General features: G+C 37.0%; 17 protein-coding genes and 1 riboswitch. Of the genes, 3 read left to right on the plus strand and 14 right to left on the minus strand.

Translation table 11 applies throughout. The features are described from left to right. Positions 1-28 precede the first annotated feature (28 nt). From RHP56_RS05880 to RHP56_RS05910, 7 genes are read right to left on the minus strand one after another with little or no spacing between them, the layout of a single operon-like run. Positions 29-1,234: an MFS transporter gene (locus RHP56_RS05880; RefSeq protein ID WP_102753713.1), complete on the minus strand. Its 1,206-nt coding sequence runs from the start codon at positions 1,232-1,234 to the stop codon at positions 29-31. 11 nt (positions 1,235-1,245) lie between these two features. Further along, on the minus strand, positions 1,246-2,427 hold the full coding sequence (locus tag RHP56_RS05885) for a pyridoxal phosphate-dependent aminotransferase (protein WP_025268174.1): 1,182 nt from the start codon (positions 2,425-2,427) through the stop codon (positions 1,246-1,248). Between the two features lie 30 nt (positions 2,428-2,457). Continuing rightward, positions 2,458-3,396, minus strand: coding sequence for a D-isomer specific 2-hydroxyacid dehydrogenase family protein (locus tag RHP56_RS05890; protein ID WP_011679955.1), 939 nt, complete (start codon positions 3,394-3,396; stop codon positions 2,458-2,460). Between the two features lie 18 nt (positions 3,397-3,414). Then, the gene (locus RHP56_RS05895; protein WP_102753712.1) at positions 3,415-4,137 is read right to left on the minus strand and encodes an amino acid ABC transporter ATP-binding protein; all 723 of its coding nucleotides are present in this window, start codon (positions 4,135-4,137) and stop codon (positions 3,415-3,417) included. Further along, positions 4,130-4,789 carry an amino acid ABC transporter permease gene (locus RHP56_RS05900; RefSeq protein WP_011679957.1) on the minus strand — a complete coding sequence of 220 codons (660 nt, stop codon included), beginning with the start codon at positions 4,787-4,789 and terminating at the stop codon, positions 4,130-4,132. Before RHP56_RS05900 ends, RHP56_RS05895 begins: the two co-directional genes overlap by 8 nt. 11 nt (positions 4,790-4,800) lie before the next feature. After that, complete coding sequence (locus tag RHP56_RS05905) at positions 4,801-5,637, minus strand: basic amino acid ABC transporter substrate-binding protein (RefSeq protein ID WP_102753711.1); 837 nt, start codon at positions 5,635-5,637, stop codon at positions 4,801-4,803. A gap of 2 nt (positions 5,638-5,639) precedes the next feature. Further along, positions 5,640-6,836 carry a trans-sulfuration enzyme family protein gene (locus RHP56_RS05910; protein WP_011679959.1) on the minus strand — a complete coding sequence of 399 codons (1,197 nt, stop codon included), beginning with the start codon at positions 6,834-6,836 and terminating at the stop codon, positions 5,640-5,642. Between the two features lie 321 nt (positions 6,837-7,157). Between RHP56_RS05910 and RHP56_RS05915 the strand changes: the two genes are divergently transcribed. Beyond that, entirely contained in the window at positions 7,158-8,063 is a 906-nt protein-coding gene (locus tag RHP56_RS05915; protein ID WP_011679960.1) for a LysR family transcriptional regulator, read from the plus strand. Positions 8,064-8,342: 279 nt separating this feature from the next. On the opposite strand, the gene RHP56_RS05920 is transcribed toward RHP56_RS05915, so the two are convergent. The 7 genes from RHP56_RS05920 to RHP56_RS05950 all read right to left on the minus strand — a co-directional run bounded on the left by RHP56_RS05920 (position 8,343) and on the right by RHP56_RS05950 (position 17,560). Continuing rightward, positions 8,343-9,080, minus strand: coding sequence for a 3-oxoacyl-ACP reductase (locus RHP56_RS05920; RefSeq protein WP_042251547.1), 738 nt, complete (start codon positions 9,078-9,080; stop codon positions 8,343-8,345). Beyond that, positions 9,077-9,634: a QueT transporter family protein gene (locus RHP56_RS05925; RefSeq protein ID WP_011679962.1), complete on the minus strand. Its 558-nt coding sequence runs from the start codon at positions 9,632-9,634 to the stop codon at positions 9,077-9,079. Before RHP56_RS05925 ends, RHP56_RS05920 begins: the two co-directional genes overlap by 4 nt. A gap of 6 nt (positions 9,635-9,640) precedes the next feature. Further along, positions 9,641-9,686, minus strand: a riboswitch (PreQ1 riboswitch). 21 nt (positions 9,687-9,707) lie between these two features. Then, entirely contained in the window at positions 9,708-11,006 is a 1,299-nt protein-coding gene (gene rpoD, locus RHP56_RS05930; RefSeq protein ID WP_011679963.1) for an RNA polymerase sigma factor RpoD, read from the minus strand. A gap of 49 nt (positions 11,007-11,055) precedes the next feature. Then, positions 11,056-12,918, minus strand: a complete 1,863-nt coding sequence (dnaG, locus tag RHP56_RS05935; protein WP_102753776.1) for a DNA primase — start codon at positions 12,916-12,918, stop codon at positions 11,056-11,058. A gap of 234 nt (positions 12,919-13,152) precedes the next feature. Continuing rightward, complete coding sequence (locus RHP56_RS05940) at positions 13,153-13,974, minus strand: helix-turn-helix transcriptional regulator (RefSeq protein WP_011679964.1); 822 nt, start codon at positions 13,972-13,974, stop codon at positions 13,153-13,155. Positions 13,975-13,998: 24 nt separating this feature from the next. Further along, positions 13,999-16,137 (minus strand): alpha-xylosidase, encoded by a 2,139-nt coding sequence (gene yicI / locus RHP56_RS05945; protein ID WP_102753702.1) that lies wholly within the window; start codon positions 16,135-16,137, stop codon positions 13,999-14,001. A 19-nt stretch (positions 16,138-16,156) separates the two neighbouring features. Further along, positions 16,157-17,560 carry a glycoside-pentoside-hexuronide (GPH):cation symporter gene (locus tag RHP56_RS05950; protein ID WP_102753703.1) on the minus strand — a complete coding sequence of 468 codons (1,404 nt, stop codon included), beginning with the start codon at positions 17,558-17,560 and terminating at the stop codon, positions 16,157-16,159. Positions 17,561-18,103: 543 nt separating this feature from the next. Between RHP56_RS05950 and RHP56_RS05955 the strand changes: the two genes are divergently transcribed. Both RHP56_RS05955 and RHP56_RS05960 read left to right on the plus strand, forming a co-directional pair. Next, complete coding sequence (locus RHP56_RS05955; RefSeq protein ID WP_011679967.1) at positions 18,104-18,547, plus strand: hypothetical protein; 444 nt, start codon at positions 18,104-18,106, stop codon at positions 18,545-18,547. Beyond that, complete coding sequence (locus RHP56_RS05960) at positions 18,540-18,752, plus strand: hypothetical protein (protein WP_102753704.1); 213 nt, start codon at positions 18,540-18,542, stop codon at positions 18,750-18,752. The genes RHP56_RS05955 and RHP56_RS05960 overlap by 8 nt, the downstream gene beginning before the upstream one ends. Positions 18,753-18,760 lie beyond the last annotated feature (8 nt).

Below are 18,760 nucleotides of genomic sequence, written 5' to 3' on the forward strand. Positions count from 1 at the left end.
CTTAGATCGTTTTTTTATACCAATTTTTTTATGTAGGAGCCGTTGAATTGTCCAGTTCTCCTTTCTTCAATAATACGTAACTGATCATTAAGGCACCACTAGCAATGTAAAATAGATTATTCAACGGCATAAATTGACTCAGGTATGCACCAAGAATAGATCCAGCTAAACTACCAAGTGATTGTGCCGATAAACTCATACTAAAAACCGTACTCAATCGATTACTAGCTTTTGACAATAATACTTGTATCATTGGCGTCATACCAGCGTTAGCAATTCCAATTAAAAATCTTAGTCCTGCAAAAAACATTAAACTGGTGGTCATACCAAGCAAAGCATAAATTATTATTGCTGCAAGTTCACACAATTTAAGTATTTTTAAAGTACCAAAATGGCTACTCATTTTACCAACAAAGGTTGCAAATACAGCTGTTGAGACACCTGGCAAAGCAGAAACAATACCCGTCATGATAGTCAAATAATGCTCTGAAAATAACAAATATTTAATCATCAAACTAACATAAGGAATTATGGCACTCTCTACAAACTGAATTAGCATGGTAGCACTGAGCAATATTAAGATTGGCACAGTCCAAACGCTTTCCTTTTTAGATGAGGCTAACTTTTCGGTCGGACTTGTATTGATTTTCTGAAAGTTTTCCTGAATACCATAAAAACTGATGAAAGCTACGCATAACAAAATTATACCCGTAATAAAAAAGGTCATCCTAATGCTAAATATTGTAGCGAGTACGCCGCCAATTAGCGGGCCCATTAACCCACCAATAATATATCCGGTGGACAATTTACTAATCACTACGGATCGCTCCTCAAGTGGCGTTTCAGCAGCAATTAAGGCAATTACACTGGGTGTATAACCATCAAAAAGCCCTTGACAAAGACGGAGAATAATAATCTGCCAAATATTCGTCACACAACTCAATAAGATGATTACAATCCCCATCCCCGCCGCTGTGCGAAGCAGCATTGGTTTTCGCCCGTGTTGGTCTGCAATTTTACCCCAAATTGGTGAGACTAATATCACTACTAAATACGAAGCCGCATATGAAATACCGGCATAAAAACTAACTTGTGCCTGATTAAAATGACTAATTTGCATGATATAAAGAGCCAAAAAAGGCATGGCTTCACTAAATGCCATGCCCGCCATAAATGTTCCTATCCATGCTATCTTGAAATTTCTAATTCTTTGTTCACTTTTGATTTGCCCCACACTTCCACCTCTTAGCTGAGGCTTTTTTGATTGTTTAATTTAGCCACGGCAGCTTGAAACCTGTCCAAAGCTTCTTTTAGAATTGATAAATCCATTGCATAGGAAATTCGAATAAATCCTTCACCAAATTCAGTAAAAGCGGAGCCATGAACAACAGCCAAATCCACTGTCTCTATTAGAAACTTCACGAAGTCTAATGAAGTCATGCCAAACTTTTCAATATTTGCAAAGACATAAAATGTTCCCTCTGGTTTAATATAGCTAATACCAATTTCATCCAATCGTTTCAGAACATAGTCTCGCCTTTCTCTAAATATGGGCACGATCTCAGACGGGTTATCGCGATCCACTGTTAAAGCTGTCATTGCAGCTTCTTGAGAGATACTTGAGGCACAGCCAACATCGGTTTGATGGATTTTATATAATTCATGAATTAAACATTCTGGCCCTAATAAATAACCAATGCGCCAACCCGTCATACTGTGCGATTTAGATAAACCGTTTAATACTAAGGTTCTTTCCTTCATATCGGGCACACTTGCAATAGATGGTGCGAAATCTTGATCGTAAACTAAACGATTATACACATCATCTGTCAACACATATAAATCATGTCTCTTGATGACATTAGCTAATTCTACTAACTCTTGAGAAGATAAAACAACGCCACTCGGATTATTCGGATAATTGAGTATAACTAATTTACTTTTCTCACTAATGACCTCCTCTAATTGATTTGGTAATAGCCTAAAATTACTCGATCGTGTATCAACAACTACTGGAACACCCCCTGCTAAAGTAACGGCTTGCGTATAAGCAGTATAACCAGGTGAAACAAGGATGACTTCATCACCAGGATTCACTAGTGCTCGGATTGCTAGGTCAATGCCTTCACTTGCACCAACTGTCACTAGTACCTCTGTAACAGGATTATAAGGTTCACTGTAAAATTCTTGCGCGTACTCAGTGATGATTCTTCTAAGTGCTAATATACCCATATTATCAGTATATTTTGTGTGATCTTGCTCAATCGCTTTAATGCCAGCTTGCTTGGTAGCAAATGGTGTTGGTAAATCAATTTCACCAACTGTCAGTTGAATGACCTCGTTTACCGGCTTTTTTATAAAATTAGAAACCAAACGAATACCTGACAGTCCTGTGTTATGAACATTTTTATTAATATTTTTTGTCATTAATGGCGTACCTTTCATCACCTAATTGTGCTAGTTTAATCTGTATATCGGCTTTTGGTTGTTAAAAAAATCAAGAACGCTTGCCACTACTTTTTCAGCAGTCAAGTATTCGGATTCTACTGTATTTGCACCAATATGTGGTGTAATCACAATTTGATCATGATTCAATAAAGGACTAGCTGTTTTTATGGTCTCATAACTTGTTGTGTCTAGACCTGCACCTGCTATTTTTCCAGTATTTATTGCCTCAACCAACGCCTCTTCATCTACTAAAGCAGCTCGTGCTGTATTAATTAGAATAGCGTTCGTTTTCATCTTTGAAAACGCTTCATGATTTAAAATACCACTTGTTTCTGGTGTAGCAGGAATATGTAACGATATGATATCTGATTGTGCTAGTAGTGTGTCATACGATACAAATTGACCATAAAGCGTTTCTCGCTTTGTTCGACTATAAACCAATACATGCGCCCCAAAACCATGCAATATTTTTTCTAAATTTTGCGCAATTTGACCATACCCGATGAGTCCTATTATTTTCCCAGATAAATTATGACCCATTAAACTTGCTGGATATGTTAATGCCTCACCTTTTTGCACGCTATTGGTTGCTTGGTTGACCTTACGCAAAACTGTTAATATCAAAGTAACAGCCAGTTCCGCAACAGCAATAGCATTTGCACCGGGTGTATTTGTCACCCACACACCGTGTTTGGTAGCTGATTCCACCGGAATGTTATCATATCCTACACCACGACGGGCGATTAATTTTAGATTTGGCAAGGCATCAAACCAATTCTTGTCAAATGCCATATCAGTCATAATAATGACCGCTGCATCAGAAGCTAAGGACAATAATTTTTTTTCATCATAATTCGGGCTATGCGATACATCATATCCTGCACTGGTAAATTTTTGAATAGCAACTTCGTGTAAATCACCTACAATGTGTATGCGTTTTTCTGACATATATAGTTCCTCAATTTTTCATAATACTTTTCCCAAAAATTCCTTTGTTCTGACATGCTGTGGTGCGCCAAATATCGCATTTGGAGATCCTTCTTCAACGACCACACCATCGGCCATAAAAATAACCTTATTAGCTATTTCTCTGGCAAAGCCCATTTCATGGGTCACTACAATCATGGTCATGCCCTGCTTAGCTAAATCCTTCATTACTTCAAGAACATCATCAACCATTTCTGGATCTAAGGCCGAAGTTGGCTCGTCAAACAATAAGTAGTTAGGATGCATCGCAAGCGATCTCGCTATTCCTACACGTTGCTGCTGCCCACCAGACAAAGATTTAGGATAGGCATTCACTTTGTCAGATAAGCCGACTAATGCCAACAGTTTTTTTGCCTCTTCATTGGCCTCATCAACACTCAAGCGCTTCACGCGCTTAGGCGCTAATGTTATGTTTTCTAACACGGTTAAATTTGGGAACAAATTAAAATGTTGAAAAACCATTCCCATCTTGGCTTGAATACTAGAAATATCGTTATTCTCATCTGTTATATCTTCACCATCAACATGGATATACCCGCTTGTTGCAACATCTAAGTGATTGATGAGTCGCAGCAATGTTGATTTACCAGACCCTGATGGTCCAATGATAACAACGACTTCATTTTCTGGCACTTCTAAGTTAATATCTTTTAAAACATCATTGGTACCAAATTGTTTTGAAATGTGTTCTACTTTAATCATTTTGCGCCATTTTCCTTTCCCATAGTTTCATTAGTCGACTTGCTGACAAGGTCAAAATCAAATACAGTACGGCAACTGTGAGATATGGCGTCCAAACAACATAGTATTGTGCATTCATAGCTTGAGCCCAATACGTAATTTCTGGTGCGGATATTGCTGATACCAAAGATGAATCTTTGATTAAACTAATAAATTCGTTTCCTAATGCCGGTATCACTATCTTTATGGCTTGCGGCACTATGATAAAACGCATCGTATCAAATTGAGACAAACCCAATGTTCTAGCCGCCTCACGTTGCCCTTCAGAAATGGATTGAATACCTGAACGAAATGTTTCAGCAATGTAGGCCGCTGCATTCAGGGACAAGGACAGGGCACCGGCTATATATGGATTGGAATGTCCAAAAATTGCCGGTACGACACCAAAGTTGGTAATCAAAATTTGTACAAACAATGGTGTGCCACGAAACAAACCAATATAGGTTTTAAATATTCCAGAAATAACGGGGTTTTTCGACATACGGCCAAGTGCAATAATCAGTCCAAATATCGTTCCAAAAACTACCCCACAAAGGGAAAACAGCAAAGTGTATAGTAAACCATGCATGAAAAATGGGGCGTAATCTAAAATCATTTCATAACTAAAACTCATAGATCATCTCCTCATTGCTGTGACTTTATGACATCAAGTGATGGCTTACTACCAAACCACTTTTCATAAATTTTTGTATATTCGCCATTGTCAATTATTTTTTTCAAAGCAGCGTTATATGTTGAACGGTATTTTGAATTTTTAGTAAACATCAAACCAAAATATTCTGGTTCAAAGTTTTTATCGTCATAAATAACTTTTAATTTGTATGAGGGATTACTTGCCACATACTTTTTAACAGTGGTTTCGTCACCAATTGCAGCGTCTGCTTGCCCATGAACAACCTGTAAAAATGTTGTGCCGCCTTTGTCTTTGCTAATATTTGAACTATTCTTGCCAAGGATTGATTCAGCAGCTTCCTCTCCGGTTGAACCTAGCTGAACAGCAACTTTTTTATTCTTCAGATCAGTTGCATTTTTAATTACTGTGTCAGTTTTCTTAACAATGATTGCCTGTCGAGAAACAAGGTAAGGCTTTGAAAACGAATATGTTTTTTGACGATCTTTTGTAATTGTAATACCAGAAATAGCTGCATCAGCTGAACCAGAATTTAATTGTGTAAACATCGAGTCCCAACCAGTATTCTTAATCGTATACTGATAGCCCGCTTCTTTAGACAAAGATTTTAAGATATCTAAATCAAACCCAACAACCTTACCATTTTTTATGTATTCAAACGGGTTCCAGTTAGCATACGTTAATACTGATATTTTCTTTTCTGATTTACTTTTGGTGGTTGCTGAATGTCCCACCAATTTTGTTGTGCCTATGACAATCCCTACAATAACGACACCTAAGACAATATACACAATATTATTGTGTGACTTTTTTTGACGTGGAGCTACCATGTTTATTCACCTTCCTCTAACTCTATCTGAGATAATGCATACTCAAAGTCATGAATTAAGTCTGCTTCATCCTCAATACCGACACTAACACGCAGTAGTTGGTCAGTAATACCAATCTTTGCTTTCTCTTCTTCTGGCGTATCATAATGAGATGAAGAGACTGGATGTGATATTGTTGTTCGTATGCCTCCAAGGGTCATGGCATACTTCGTCAAGTTTAGCTCCTGTAAAAACTTATTAATTGTTTGACGATCGCCTTTTAATTCAAAACTCAACATGCCCCCATATTGGTTAGAAAATTGCGCTTCCGCTAAGTCATGTTGTGGATGGCTCTTTAAACCAGCGTAATAAACCTTGCTAATTAGCTGATGGTTTTCCAAAAATGTTGCTAATGACAAAGCATTACTTGATTGTTTTTTAACACGTAAGTCTAAGGTTCTGATACCACGTGTTGCTAACCATGAATCAAAAGGATCCCCCGTCGTACCCAGTAGCACCTGAAGGTTATAAATTTTTTCTATTATCTCAGCCTTAGCGCTAATTGATCCTAAAGTTACATCACCATGGCCATTTGCAAATTTAGTTAAACTATTAATCACAACATCTGCACCATCAGTTAGTGCGTGAAATAAAACTGGCGTCATAAAGGTGTTGTCAACAATAAGATAACTTTGGTGGCTATGCGCTAAATCTGCAATTGCCTTAATATTTGCAACTGTCATCATGGGATTGCTAACTGTTTCTGTATAAAGAATTCGAGTGTTCGCATTTATAACCGAAGCAACCTCATCTAGGTTTGTAATGTCAACAAAGTCAACTAAAATTCCGTATTTACTTAGTGTCTTAAGAAAATCAATTGATTCACCATACAGCGTTTTATCAGCCACAACGTGATCACCTGATGTCAAAAGTGCTAAGAGTGTTGTTGATATAGCAGACATACCTGTGTTCGTGATGACACTATTTTCTGATTGCTCCAAGTAGGTCATAAGTTCTGCAATCCCATCACGATTCGCATTATGGGACCTCGTATACGCATAACCTTTTCGATCATAAGTATTTTGCAGATCATCTAAATCTGCCACATTGTGAGCTGTTGACAAATATAAAGGCATCACTTCTGGATCACTGACACGATTGGGGTTAATTTTATTCCCTTTGTACAATATGTTTGTATTTTGTTCATTTTTGTATGTCATTACGACAATACCTCCCTTAAAATAAAAATAAAAATGCACTGATTTGTATCAAAGTTCGTATTTACGGATCCGCTATTTGATATTGCAGTCTACTCTACATACTTATCTATTTTATTTCATTAGTTAAATTGCCTTTTTAAAAATATAATTTGTACAAATTGCACAAATAACATCTCTTTTCAGGAACAAAAAACAGCATACCTAAGTTAGGTATACTGTTTTTAGAAAACTATTTACTCGCAATGTTTAAATAATCTTATCTTGGTTCCACTGAATAAATGCTATAATCGATTAACAACTTTTTTTGAAAGTGTGGTGCGTATGGAAATTAAGCAATTAGAATATTTTGTTACTGCCCATAACTGTGGCAGTTTGAGCAAAGCTGCCGCTAAACTGTTTACAACCCAACCCAATGTCAGCAGGGTCATCAAACTTTTTGAACAAGAGTTAGGCTCTCCTCTATTTGAACGAACTAGCAAAGGATTGAAACTAACGGCGTATGGCAAATCAATTTATAGTTATGCTGAAAATATTTTGAAAAACGTAAATTTGATTACTGATACAAATTCTATATCAAGTAATAATAATTTTTCCGTAGCAACCTATCCCAGTAATATCATGTCATGGCTGTTAGTTGAACTATACCAGAAAAACCCAGATATGATTCTTTCTCACCAACAAGGTACCGTTGAAGAAATAACGACTCAAGTTTCCCAAGGATTCTCTGAGCTAGGCATTCTATACGTTTCTCAAAACCAGTTAAAGGCTTTTCGACATATTATTTCTCACAAGAAACTCAAATTTATTGAGATTGAAAAAAGAGAGGCGTGTATTTATGTCGGACATAACAACCCTCTTTACAATAAAACCTCAATCTCGTTTGAAGAACTACTAAAATTAAAATTTGTCCGCGGATTAAATGATTTTTTTTCTATGGAACACCAATTGGAACAAGTTAATGTTGGTGGCTTCGCTACAGATACGCTACAACCAACTGTTTACACCAATAGCGAGCATCTTTTAACAAATATCATTTTAGAAACAGATGTCGTTGAGCTAGGTATTAATATGGTTTCTCCTAGCCATAAACAATATGATATCAAAAATTTAAAAATTGAAGGAGAAGATGCCTACTTAACATTTGGCTACGTGATCCAACAGGATCACAATCTTAGTCATAATGCGCAAGAACTACTAAAAAGTCTCGAAAAATTACTAAAGCCATAACAAAATGTTATGGCTTTTTACCTATAAACTGGTAATTGTTCTAAATAATTATATCAGGTATAGTGATTGTATATTAATCATTCGAAAAAGGCCACTTTTGAATGAAGCCATCATTATACTTTAAAACTTCAAATCAGCGATAACCCACACTCATGCAAAAATTCATCTGCCAGTAAATAAATATTATAATACAAATACTCTTTAAATCTAATTTGTCTACCCTTATTTAATTGTGACATGGATTGACTATATTATATGGAAGAAAAAAATATTTTTTGTTCAATGTCCTAATGTCCAACCACCGTCAATTGGTACTACTGTGCCATTAATATAGTCAGCTTGTGGGCTTGTCAAAAACATTGTTAAATCAGCGACTTCCTGTGGTGCAGCCCAGCGCTTTGCGGGGGTTTGATTGGCAACTTGTTGGGCCATACTAGCATCGCCAGCAAAATCTTTGGCATTCATTGGTGTTTTAATTGCTCCCGGCGCGATAGCATTAATATGTAATCCCTTTGAAGCATAATCAAAAGCCAACTGTTTGGTATATCCAATAATTGCATGTTTACTGGTTGTATATGCCGCCCCGCCCCCACCAGCAGTAAAGCCAGCTATAGACGCCATGTTAATAATATGTCCATATCCAGAGGCAATCATCTTGGGTAATACAGCATTCGATAAAATAAACATCGGTGTTAAGTTTGTATCCATCACCCGTTGCCAAGTCTCCAAGTCAATGGTTAAAGATGGCTGATAATCATCTAAGATTCCTGCTGTATTCAATAGAATGTCAATTGAAACATCACTAGTTATGTGTTCCACCAACATTTCTAGTTTTTTGTGTTGTCTAATGTCAATTTGATACGTATGCAAATGTTCGTGTGCGTACGTAATTTTTTCTTTGTCTAAAGCGTACACTGTTGCGCCTTGAGACAAATAAGTTTTCAATTGCGAAAAACCGATGCCTGAAGCAGCACCGGTTAATAATACATTTTTATTTGTATAATTTTGTTCAATCATTTGTCTAATTTAATAATCTTACTAAGTGCAAAAATCAAAATACCACCAACAATCAATGACACAATTTCTCCTGGCAAAACACTAATATAGTACGCCAACCATTGTGAAAAAAGACCGCCTGATGCGCCTGAAGGAAATGAACCACTGGCACCAATATTAAAGGCAAATGTAAACTCTGCTGCTAAAATACCCATTCCTAATGTAGAAACTACAAAAGAGCTAATTAAAATTTTTACCAACGTGCTTGTTACTTTGCGAGTCAACAGATAAGTTACAGTGGTCATAATCAAGGTACCTGCGGTACCAAATATCCAATCAACCCAACCTAATGGCGAAATGAGATTGGCGATAAAAACGCCTAGCCCCAATGCCAAAATATATCGTTTATTCCATGCGGATAAGTGATTTAAGCCCTCAGATAAACGTAACTGAACTGGTCCAAATCCGATTGGTGCTATAACTAACGTAATTGCTGCATACAACGCAGCAACAATCGCTGTTAATGTGATATTTCTAGTGCGATTGCTTTGTCGCGCACTTACTGTTTTTTGCATAAATAGTATCTCCTAGTTTTTTTAAGCGGGATGGTTGATGAACCGCTATTATTAAGTCTCAGAACACAATCAATTAATTCGTACTCTCATCCATGAAATCCTTCAATTGTTTTGAACGACTTGGATGACGTAACTTTCGTAACGCTTTCGCTTCAATTTGACGAATGCGTTCACGTGTTACACCAAATACACGGCCAACTTCTTCCAATGTACGTGTACGTCCGTCTTCTAATCCGAAGCGCAAACGCAAGACATTTTCTTCTCGATCAGTCAATGTATCCAAAACAGATTCCAATTGTTCCCTGAGCATTTCATATGCTGCAGAATCAGCTGGAGAAACTGCCTCATTATCTTCGATGAAATCACCCAAATGAGAATCATCTTCTTCACCAATAGGTGTTTCAAGAGATACTGGTTCTTGAGCAATTTTTAAGATTTCACGTACTTTGTCGGCCGTCAAATCCATTTCAGCACCGATTTCTTCCGGAAGAGGTTCACGTCCCAAATCTTGTAACAATTGACGCTGTATACGAATCAGCTTATTAATCGTTTCAACCATGTGGACTGGAATACGAATCGTACGCGCTTGATCGGCGATAGCACGTGTAATAGCCTGACGAATCCACCATGTAGCATACGTTGAGAACTTAAATCCTTTGGTATAATCGAACTTATCTACGGCTTTCATTAAGCCCATATTTCCTTCTTGGATTAAATCCAAGAATTGCATACCACGACCAACGTAACGCTTGGCAATCGAGACAACCAACCGCAAGTTGGCTTCTGCTAACTCTTGCTTGGCTTCGACGTCCCCATTTTCAATACGCTTAGCGATATCAATTTCTTCATTTCCCTTCAACAAATTGACACGGCCAATTTCTTTGAGGTACATACGCACTGGATCGTTAATTTTAATACCAGCTGGGGTTTCCTCGGCTTCTGCTAACTCTTGATCAGTGGGTTTGTTCTGCTTGGCCTTTAACACTTCTGGCGCTGGATCGCCATTGTCATCAACAATTGCTATACCGGCATCTTCAACTTTTTCCATCAGACGTTCGATGTTTTCTTCATCTAAGTTAAAGGGCTCAGCTAAACGCTTTGAAAGTGCTGCATATGTTATTTGTTTTGCTGCTTTATACTCAGCAATTAACGCTTTGGTTGCCTTGTCGTACTCAGGATTTTTTAGTGGACCAGACTTTTTGGCTGATTTTGGCTTTGAAGCTTTTCCAGCTGCTGCCGCTTGTTCAGGAGTCTTTCCTTGTGCCAAAGCTAATAGTTCAGCCTTCTTTGCTCGACTATTATAAGCAATTTTTTGCTCATCAAGATAATCTTTAATATCTGAAATTTTACTTGAACTTGAAATAATTGTCATTTTTACTCCTATATTTTACAATGAGGCTATTTAATTAACATCGATTCGACTAATGTTGTCGTTTTTTTATGTTAATTAATTCAGTTGAAAGTTGAACTAGTTTGGCATCATCATGCTGTTGCTTAGCAATTTCAATTAGTTGTTTTAATTCCTGAACACGATTTGACACAGGTGCTTCTTCCATAATTATACGCAAATAATCTTGAACCGCATCATTTTCGACCTTTATATCGCCAAAACTGTGATCAATGGCCATAATTTTTTGATTCAAATTTGGCTTTTGTATAAAATCCATAAATTGAGCAATATCAAATGTCCCCAAATGATCTCGTTGATAAATTTCAGTCAACATCATTAGCAATTGATACTCAGGATGAACAAAAGCAAATCCCGCTGTCGATTTAACACGTTCCAGCGTATACGGATCTTTAATCATTGCCATGATTAAGGCACGCTCTGCCAACTCTACCTTTGAAATTTTTTGATATCGGTTAGGCTCAACTGGAAAACCAAATTCATATTCAGGGACCTTTGGGCTAAAGTCACTCGCAACATGAGATGATTGCGAAACTGATTGATGACTATTTTGCACTTTTACTGACTGCTTAGTTTGTTGTAGTTGTGCTTGTAATGCTTGCTTTGATGTACCAAACTCATTTGCAATCCGAGTCAGCTGAATATCTTGTTCAACTGGCGTAGCTGTATATAATATTTGCATGACTTCATGCAAGAACGTTAGGTACTGCGCTTGATTACTTAGATTCTTACCATTTCTGGCTGCATTGACCAAAAACTCAATTGGTGTTAAAACGCTTTGATTTAGTGACTTTTTTAAAACTTGTAATCCGCGCTGTATTCGAACTTCATCCGGATCAAGCAAGTCAGGCAGATGGACAACACCGACTTCTATATCTTTAGCATTATTTTTAAAGAGCTCAATTGAACGCCTTGCAGCATTTTGCCCCGCTTCATCACTATCATAAACAAGAAGTATTCTTTTCGCAATACGTGAAAGCTGTCGGACATGATCAGGTGTTAGCGCGGTTCCCATGGTTGCAACGCCAACTTTTTCATCGGCCATGTGTGCTGAAATAACATCCATAAAGCCTTCAAAAATCATCGCCGTACCCGTTTGTCTAATGACATTTTTGGCTCGATCTAGATTATATAGAATACGCCCTTTAGTAAAAAATGGGCTTTCTGGACTGTTCATATATTTGATTGAATTTTCAGCGTCTAGCGATCGACCAGAAAAGCCAACAACTTGACCCCGTTCAGTTTTTATTGGCCAAACGATACGCCCTGAAAAACGATCACGCATGTCACCACTCACAGTATTCGTGATAAATAGCTCGGAAGCCATTAATATTTCATGAGATAAATTTTTCTCCTTCGCATAACTCAATAGAAGGTTATCGTCCGGAACAAAACCAATCCCAAATTCCTTAATAATCTCATCACTTAATTGCCTTTTATCATGAAGATAGGCTAGTGCCTGTTCACCAGAAACGGTGTTAAGCAATGTGTGTTGGTACAATCGTTGCGCATCAGTGTGTAGCTGATAGATTGCTTGTGTTGTGCCATCAATTTGATTACCATTATTCGCAGAAATACTTGAGTCAATTGGAATATCAACGCTTTCCGCTAATGATAAGATTGCCTCAGGATAGCTGTATCCTTCCTTTTCCATAATAAAGGAGAAAACGGAACCAGAGCGACCACATGAAAAGCAATTAAATACTTGCTTGTTTTCTTCAACAAATAAGGAAGGATGCCTGTCATCATGAAAAGGGCATGAGCCCGTCCATTGTCGGCCTTTTTTTACCAATTGTGTATATTGGCCGATAACATCAACGATATTTACTTTTGATCGCACATTATCAATAAAAACTTGCGGAATACGATTTGCCAATGGAACCACCTTTCAAACAATAAAAGTCGCAAACTATTTGGTTTGCGACTGAAATCATTCAACTGTTTTAATTATAATAGTTTAAACAAATCTTGTCAACCCCTGTTTTCGAGGCAGGAATACTTCTATACCAGTGTTTAAAGCTATTTTCATTTTAAGGTAATTAGGTATTATGTTAACTAAAAATTTTAAACCTTAAAAAATTCAAACATACGTTTGGATTTTTTAGGGTACTTACTTCTGTTGTCGTCGAACTTCACTTGGCAATGATCTGTAGTACTCTAAAAATATTTTAGTGCCTAATCTAATATTCGTTATACCACTATCTGTAAAAATTTTTCTAATACTTTTATTACTATTTACTATTTCAAAATATACATGTGCCAATCTGACAACGTAAATATAACGACCCAAAGAGATTCCTGATTTCTTTTTAAAAATTCGACTTAAATAATCTGCATTATAATTAAATTTTTCCGACAACGCTTTGACAGTTAATGTTTGTAAATAATTATTGTTGACATAGCCTATAACTTCTCCAAGCCTCTTATCATGTATGGAATCAATCAATATTCCCCGTTGCCTATATTTAGTAAATAGGTGAAAAAGTGTCCTCAAAAGAAGCTCATTAAATTTGAATCGATACCCAGGATATTTACTTTCGGAAACCTCAAACATTTCTTGGATCAGTGATACCACTTCGTGATATTCTTTGTCCTCGTAATTATTATGAATCGTGAACAAAATATTTTCTGGATTATCCCAATAGTGAGATATATATGTCACAGGAACTTGCAATACAATTGAGGAGTTGTTTGAATGAGAGGATGAGTGAAGGATACCGGAGCCAATAGCGATAAAATTTCCAGGATTTAAGACCGTTGTTTGCGATTCATAATTAAACGTAACAGAACCTTCCAAGACTAATACAATCTCAATATGTCGATGCCAATGAAGTGCCCTTGTCCCAGCAAGCTCGTTAGATTTGAAAATTTTAACGTCCAAATCGGTATTATTCAAAACTAATTCATATTCACTATCTAAATCATTTTTCACTTTGTTTCACCTAGAATCGAGGTATTATTGAATTTTTTGCCATACTGGCAAGCTCAAAAAATCATATGTTTCTGAGAGCCATTGCCCTTGACTTTCAACATGAATGTCACGTCCATCAATTAGGTGGTGCCATTCACCTTCTGGCAGGTAGTAGTCGACTACGCCGCTTTCTTCCATGATTGGAGCGACTAAAATTTGTGATCCAAGCATGTATTGTCTATCTAATCCAGAACAATTGCTATCGTCAGGGAACTCCATATACATTGGTCTCATCAACGGAATGCCTTGGTTCACCGACTGTGCTGCTTGTTTGTATATATATGGCATTAAATCTTGTTTCATTTTAGAAAACTTACGTGTAACTTCAACTGCTTCTTCATCAAACAGCCAAGGTACTCTATACTGTATATTGCCATGATAACGCGAATGACTAGAAAGTAACCCAAATTGTGTCCACCGCTTATATATTGCTGGGCTAGCATTTTCTTCAAAACCACCAATATCGTGACTCCAAAAAGTAAATCCTGATGACATTAAGCTAAGACCACCTCTTAAAGTGTCCGCCATCGAGTGAAATTGGCTGAGATTATCCCCACCCCAGTGAACTGGGTATTGTTGACCACCAACTGTAGCAGACCTCGCAAAAACAACAGCTTCTCCATCGCCTTTTTCTTGCTTCAATAAATCAAAAACTGCTTTATTATAACGATACGTGTAAAAGTTATGTTCTCCTTCAGGGTTACCGCCATTATTATAAACAGCCCCATGCATCGGAATTCTCTCACCAAAGTCAGTTTTGAAACAATCAACTCCCATGTCAAGCAATTTTTTCAACAGGCTTTGATACCATTCAACTGCATCAGGATTTGTAAAATCAACAATAGCATTACCAGGCTGCCATAAGTCCCATTGCCAAACATTTCCATCTTCCTTTTTGATAAAATATCCATTCTCTTTTCCAATTTCAAATAATCTTGACTTTTGAGAAATATAAGGATTTATCCATACACACACTTTTAAACCTTTGTCATGGATCCTTTTTATCATACCGACTGGATCAGGGAACTTTTCAGCATCCCATTCAAAGTTACTCCATTCAAAGCCTTTCATCCAAAAACAATCAAAATGGAATACAGACAGCGGAATATCTCTTTCAGCCATTCCATCAATAAACTTCATAACTGTTTTTTCAGAATAATCAGTCGTAAAAGAAGTTGATAACCACAATCCAAATGTCCATTCTGGTGGCAAAGTTGAACCACCAGTTAATTTATTATACTTTCCAATAACCTCCTTGGGAGAATCGCCTGGAATGACATAGTACTCCAGGCTTTCCCCTCTCGTTGAAAAGCTAACCCTATCAACTACCTCTGTGGCTACTTCAAAACTTGTCGTTTGGCTCTCATTCACAAAAACACCATAGCATTTACCATTTTTTATATTCTTAATTCCTGGCTGAACAGCCAAATAAAATGGAATTGATTTGTAACTTTGATCTGAACCCGTCCCACCGTCTCGATTAATAATATCAATACTTTGCCCATTTTTTTCAAACGGTCCGAAGGTCTCCCCAAATCCATAAACTTTTGTTCCTGGTAAAAGGCTTAATTGCTCTCTCATGAAATGATCCGCCCAAGTAATGTCGCTATCCTTGAATAGTGCCTGCGCTCCAGTAACAGTATTAGGATGCATAACTTTTCCTAACTCATGACCTGATAAGTCGTCAATAGAAGCTTGAGCTTTCAGTTCAGATGCTGTAATTTTTTCACCTTTATACTTAAAATCCATGCGAAAATTAGTATGTAAAGGAATCTCAATTTCTAATGATCCGCTTTTATATTTAATTGCGTCCGATGAGCGAGTGATTTTAGTTTTTACTGGTGTCTGCGCTAAATCATATAAAGGATTGCCATCCTGCTGATCAAAATGTTTGATTCTTACGCCTATAACATCGTGAGTTGGACTAAATAGCGAAATAGTCGAGTTACCCACATCTAACATATCGCTGCGAGTATTCAATCTCTGATAACTTGCGTAGACATTCAAATCTTTACGATTTTGACCTGAAATTTCTGTATCAGTGACTTCTGTATCGTAGGCTTCAATTGGAGAGTTAATGATATAATTATCTTTTCCTAACCAATACCCATCTGAAAACTTCATAATAATTCTCCTTACTTAATCATTCACCTTGCTCTAATTGATGTTTCATTCTTAAGTCTTTAGTCATTTTATTTTCAATCTTATCTACATTATTGAATAGTAGGACAACGCCTGATGCAATATAACCAAACATAGGGATCCATATAAATCCCATTCTTATAGCATTTAATGCCGACAAGCTTTGTGCTGAATCGGAAACATTCGACAAGGCAACGTATCCCCCAGCACTTAACACTGCTGAAAGAAGCATACTTCCTAATCCCATACCAAGCTTTGCACTGAATGAGCTGAATGATGTCACAAGCCCCTCGGCACGAACACCATTTTTCCACTCACCAAAGTCAACAGCATCTGATAACATTACTGCTATTAATGCTCCAACAAGACCATAGCTTATATAATAAATTAGCATTCCAAATAAAATCATTGGCACATTACCACCCATTTTGTCAGCAAAATGCAAAATTAATTGTGATAATGCGGTTCCAATCATTCCTAATAGCATTGTATTCCGTTTTCCAATTAATCTAGAAAAGAAAGGAACTAAGGCAGTAGATATTAAAGTTATAATCGTACCGGCAAGCACTGCGCTACCGAGTTCTTCATTATGGAGTACATATTTGAAATAATATGGCAAAGAACTTTGCCTAATAGCGAAACTCCCCCAGTATACAAAATTAATAAATATAATAATTGCCCAAGGATAGTTGCCTTTCAAAGCTTGCACTGATTCTCGTAAAGGAATTGCGCGATTAGAGTCTTTAGTGACAACACGTTCTCTGGTTCCCTTGAAGGCTGTCATCAAACAAACAACCGTCACCACTCCAAGCAGTAATGCCCATAAAAACCAACCTATTGCCGAAGTTGAAGGATTACGATTGCTTTTATCAAAAAAACTTGCGAAATAAGCAACTGCCGGTAGAGTCAATGGCAAGAATATTGCGGCACCTAAATTTCCAAAAAACTGTCTAATAGTCGACAGTGTTATCCGCTCCGTTGGGTTGCTTGTCATAGCCGGCAGGATAGATGTTACTGGGATATTAATTCCCGAATAAAGAATCTTAGATCCCAAATATGCAATATAAATCCACACAATTTTCCAAACCATCGGAATATTCGGAGCAGTAAATGACATTACACAAAACAAAGCAAACGGAATTGAAAACCATAGCCAATATGGTCTGGATTTTCCCCACCTCGTATGGGTCCTATCAATAAATTGTCCCCAAATAACTCCGTCAATAGAATCAATAATTGCTGAAACAGCGAATAATCCACCAACTACCGATGCTTTTATTCCCATTGTATCGGTACTAAAAACCATAAAATACGTTCCTACAATTTGAAATATAGTGTTACATCCGAAATCTGAAAGGGCATAGGATAATCTTTCAGACCAACTAACTTGTTTATTATTGTCCATATTAATCTCCTTGATTTACATCAAATAAATCTAAATATGTAAGCGCTTACTAATTAAGCATATTATAATTTTTATTTATTTCAACCTTACTAACCAAACAAATCAGATAACGTAACATGATATGTCGGAAACGTACATACTATATTAGTCATAATTAACATAATTTAAATTACTTGTGTAGCACTTCCAACTCGTTTCCTAATATTTATAACAACACATTCCCCCCAGCCCCCCCTAATCATTAACTTGACAGGCGTGGTTGATACCACACCAGTAAAGTTAATTGGGGGTTCAAAAGGCTCCTTCCGTTTGCATCGCACCAAATTGTTCTGTTTGCTCTGTGCCGCTTTCACAATCGCATGATAAAGAGTCTGTAAGGCGCAAGCGCCAAACAGTCTCTACAAAGAAACACAAGGACGTGACAAGTTGCTGCGCAATCCTTGTGTTTCTTTGGTTATCATGCCAATTGTTACCCGTCACGACGCAACCAGCTCAATTGGAGCGATTGCCAACAGGAAAAAGTTTTGGAATGGAGAAAAAATAATGACAAAGCAATTCTATGATGACTTTAGCAAATTACCAATCGCCAAAATGGCACAATCAATCGCTGATATGACTTATTTATTTAATGAGACTAAAGTGCCGACTAGTCACTATAAAGCGCAATTAAGTAAAGGCTTTGAAGAAATGGTTGAAGCAAGCTTTAGTGTTTCATTAGTCAACACCATTTTCAACACTTTGCAAGCTTTGCAAAAAGAAAGCCCAAAGTTGTTTTACCAAGCTATGCTCTGCCTTGATACCAAAGTAAAGCCTAGCAGTATTACCCCCAGTCAATATCAAGCAATGGAATTTACTTGGTCACAATTTGAATTGAACAAAAAGAAAAATATCCTTGATAAGGACTTTATCCAAATGTTCAATCAAGTTGAAGAAAACGGACTCACCTATTACACGCAAAACCAACAGGAGATTAATGACAATGAATGATGAAGCAATTGAAAATATAGCCCTACGTTACTTTTCATGGTCTGATGAACAACCTATGGGTGGCTCAGAAATACTGGTAAGCGAAAATCCAAGCAATAGTTCTGGCGAAATTGATTTATCAGATGATGAAGCATTGCGATTAAGTGCATTTATCATGCAAGAATTATCTGAGGGTAAACACGTTACCCTTAGAACCACCATTTAAGGAGAAAA

This window comes from Leuconostoc sp. C5 (assembly GCF_056530425.1).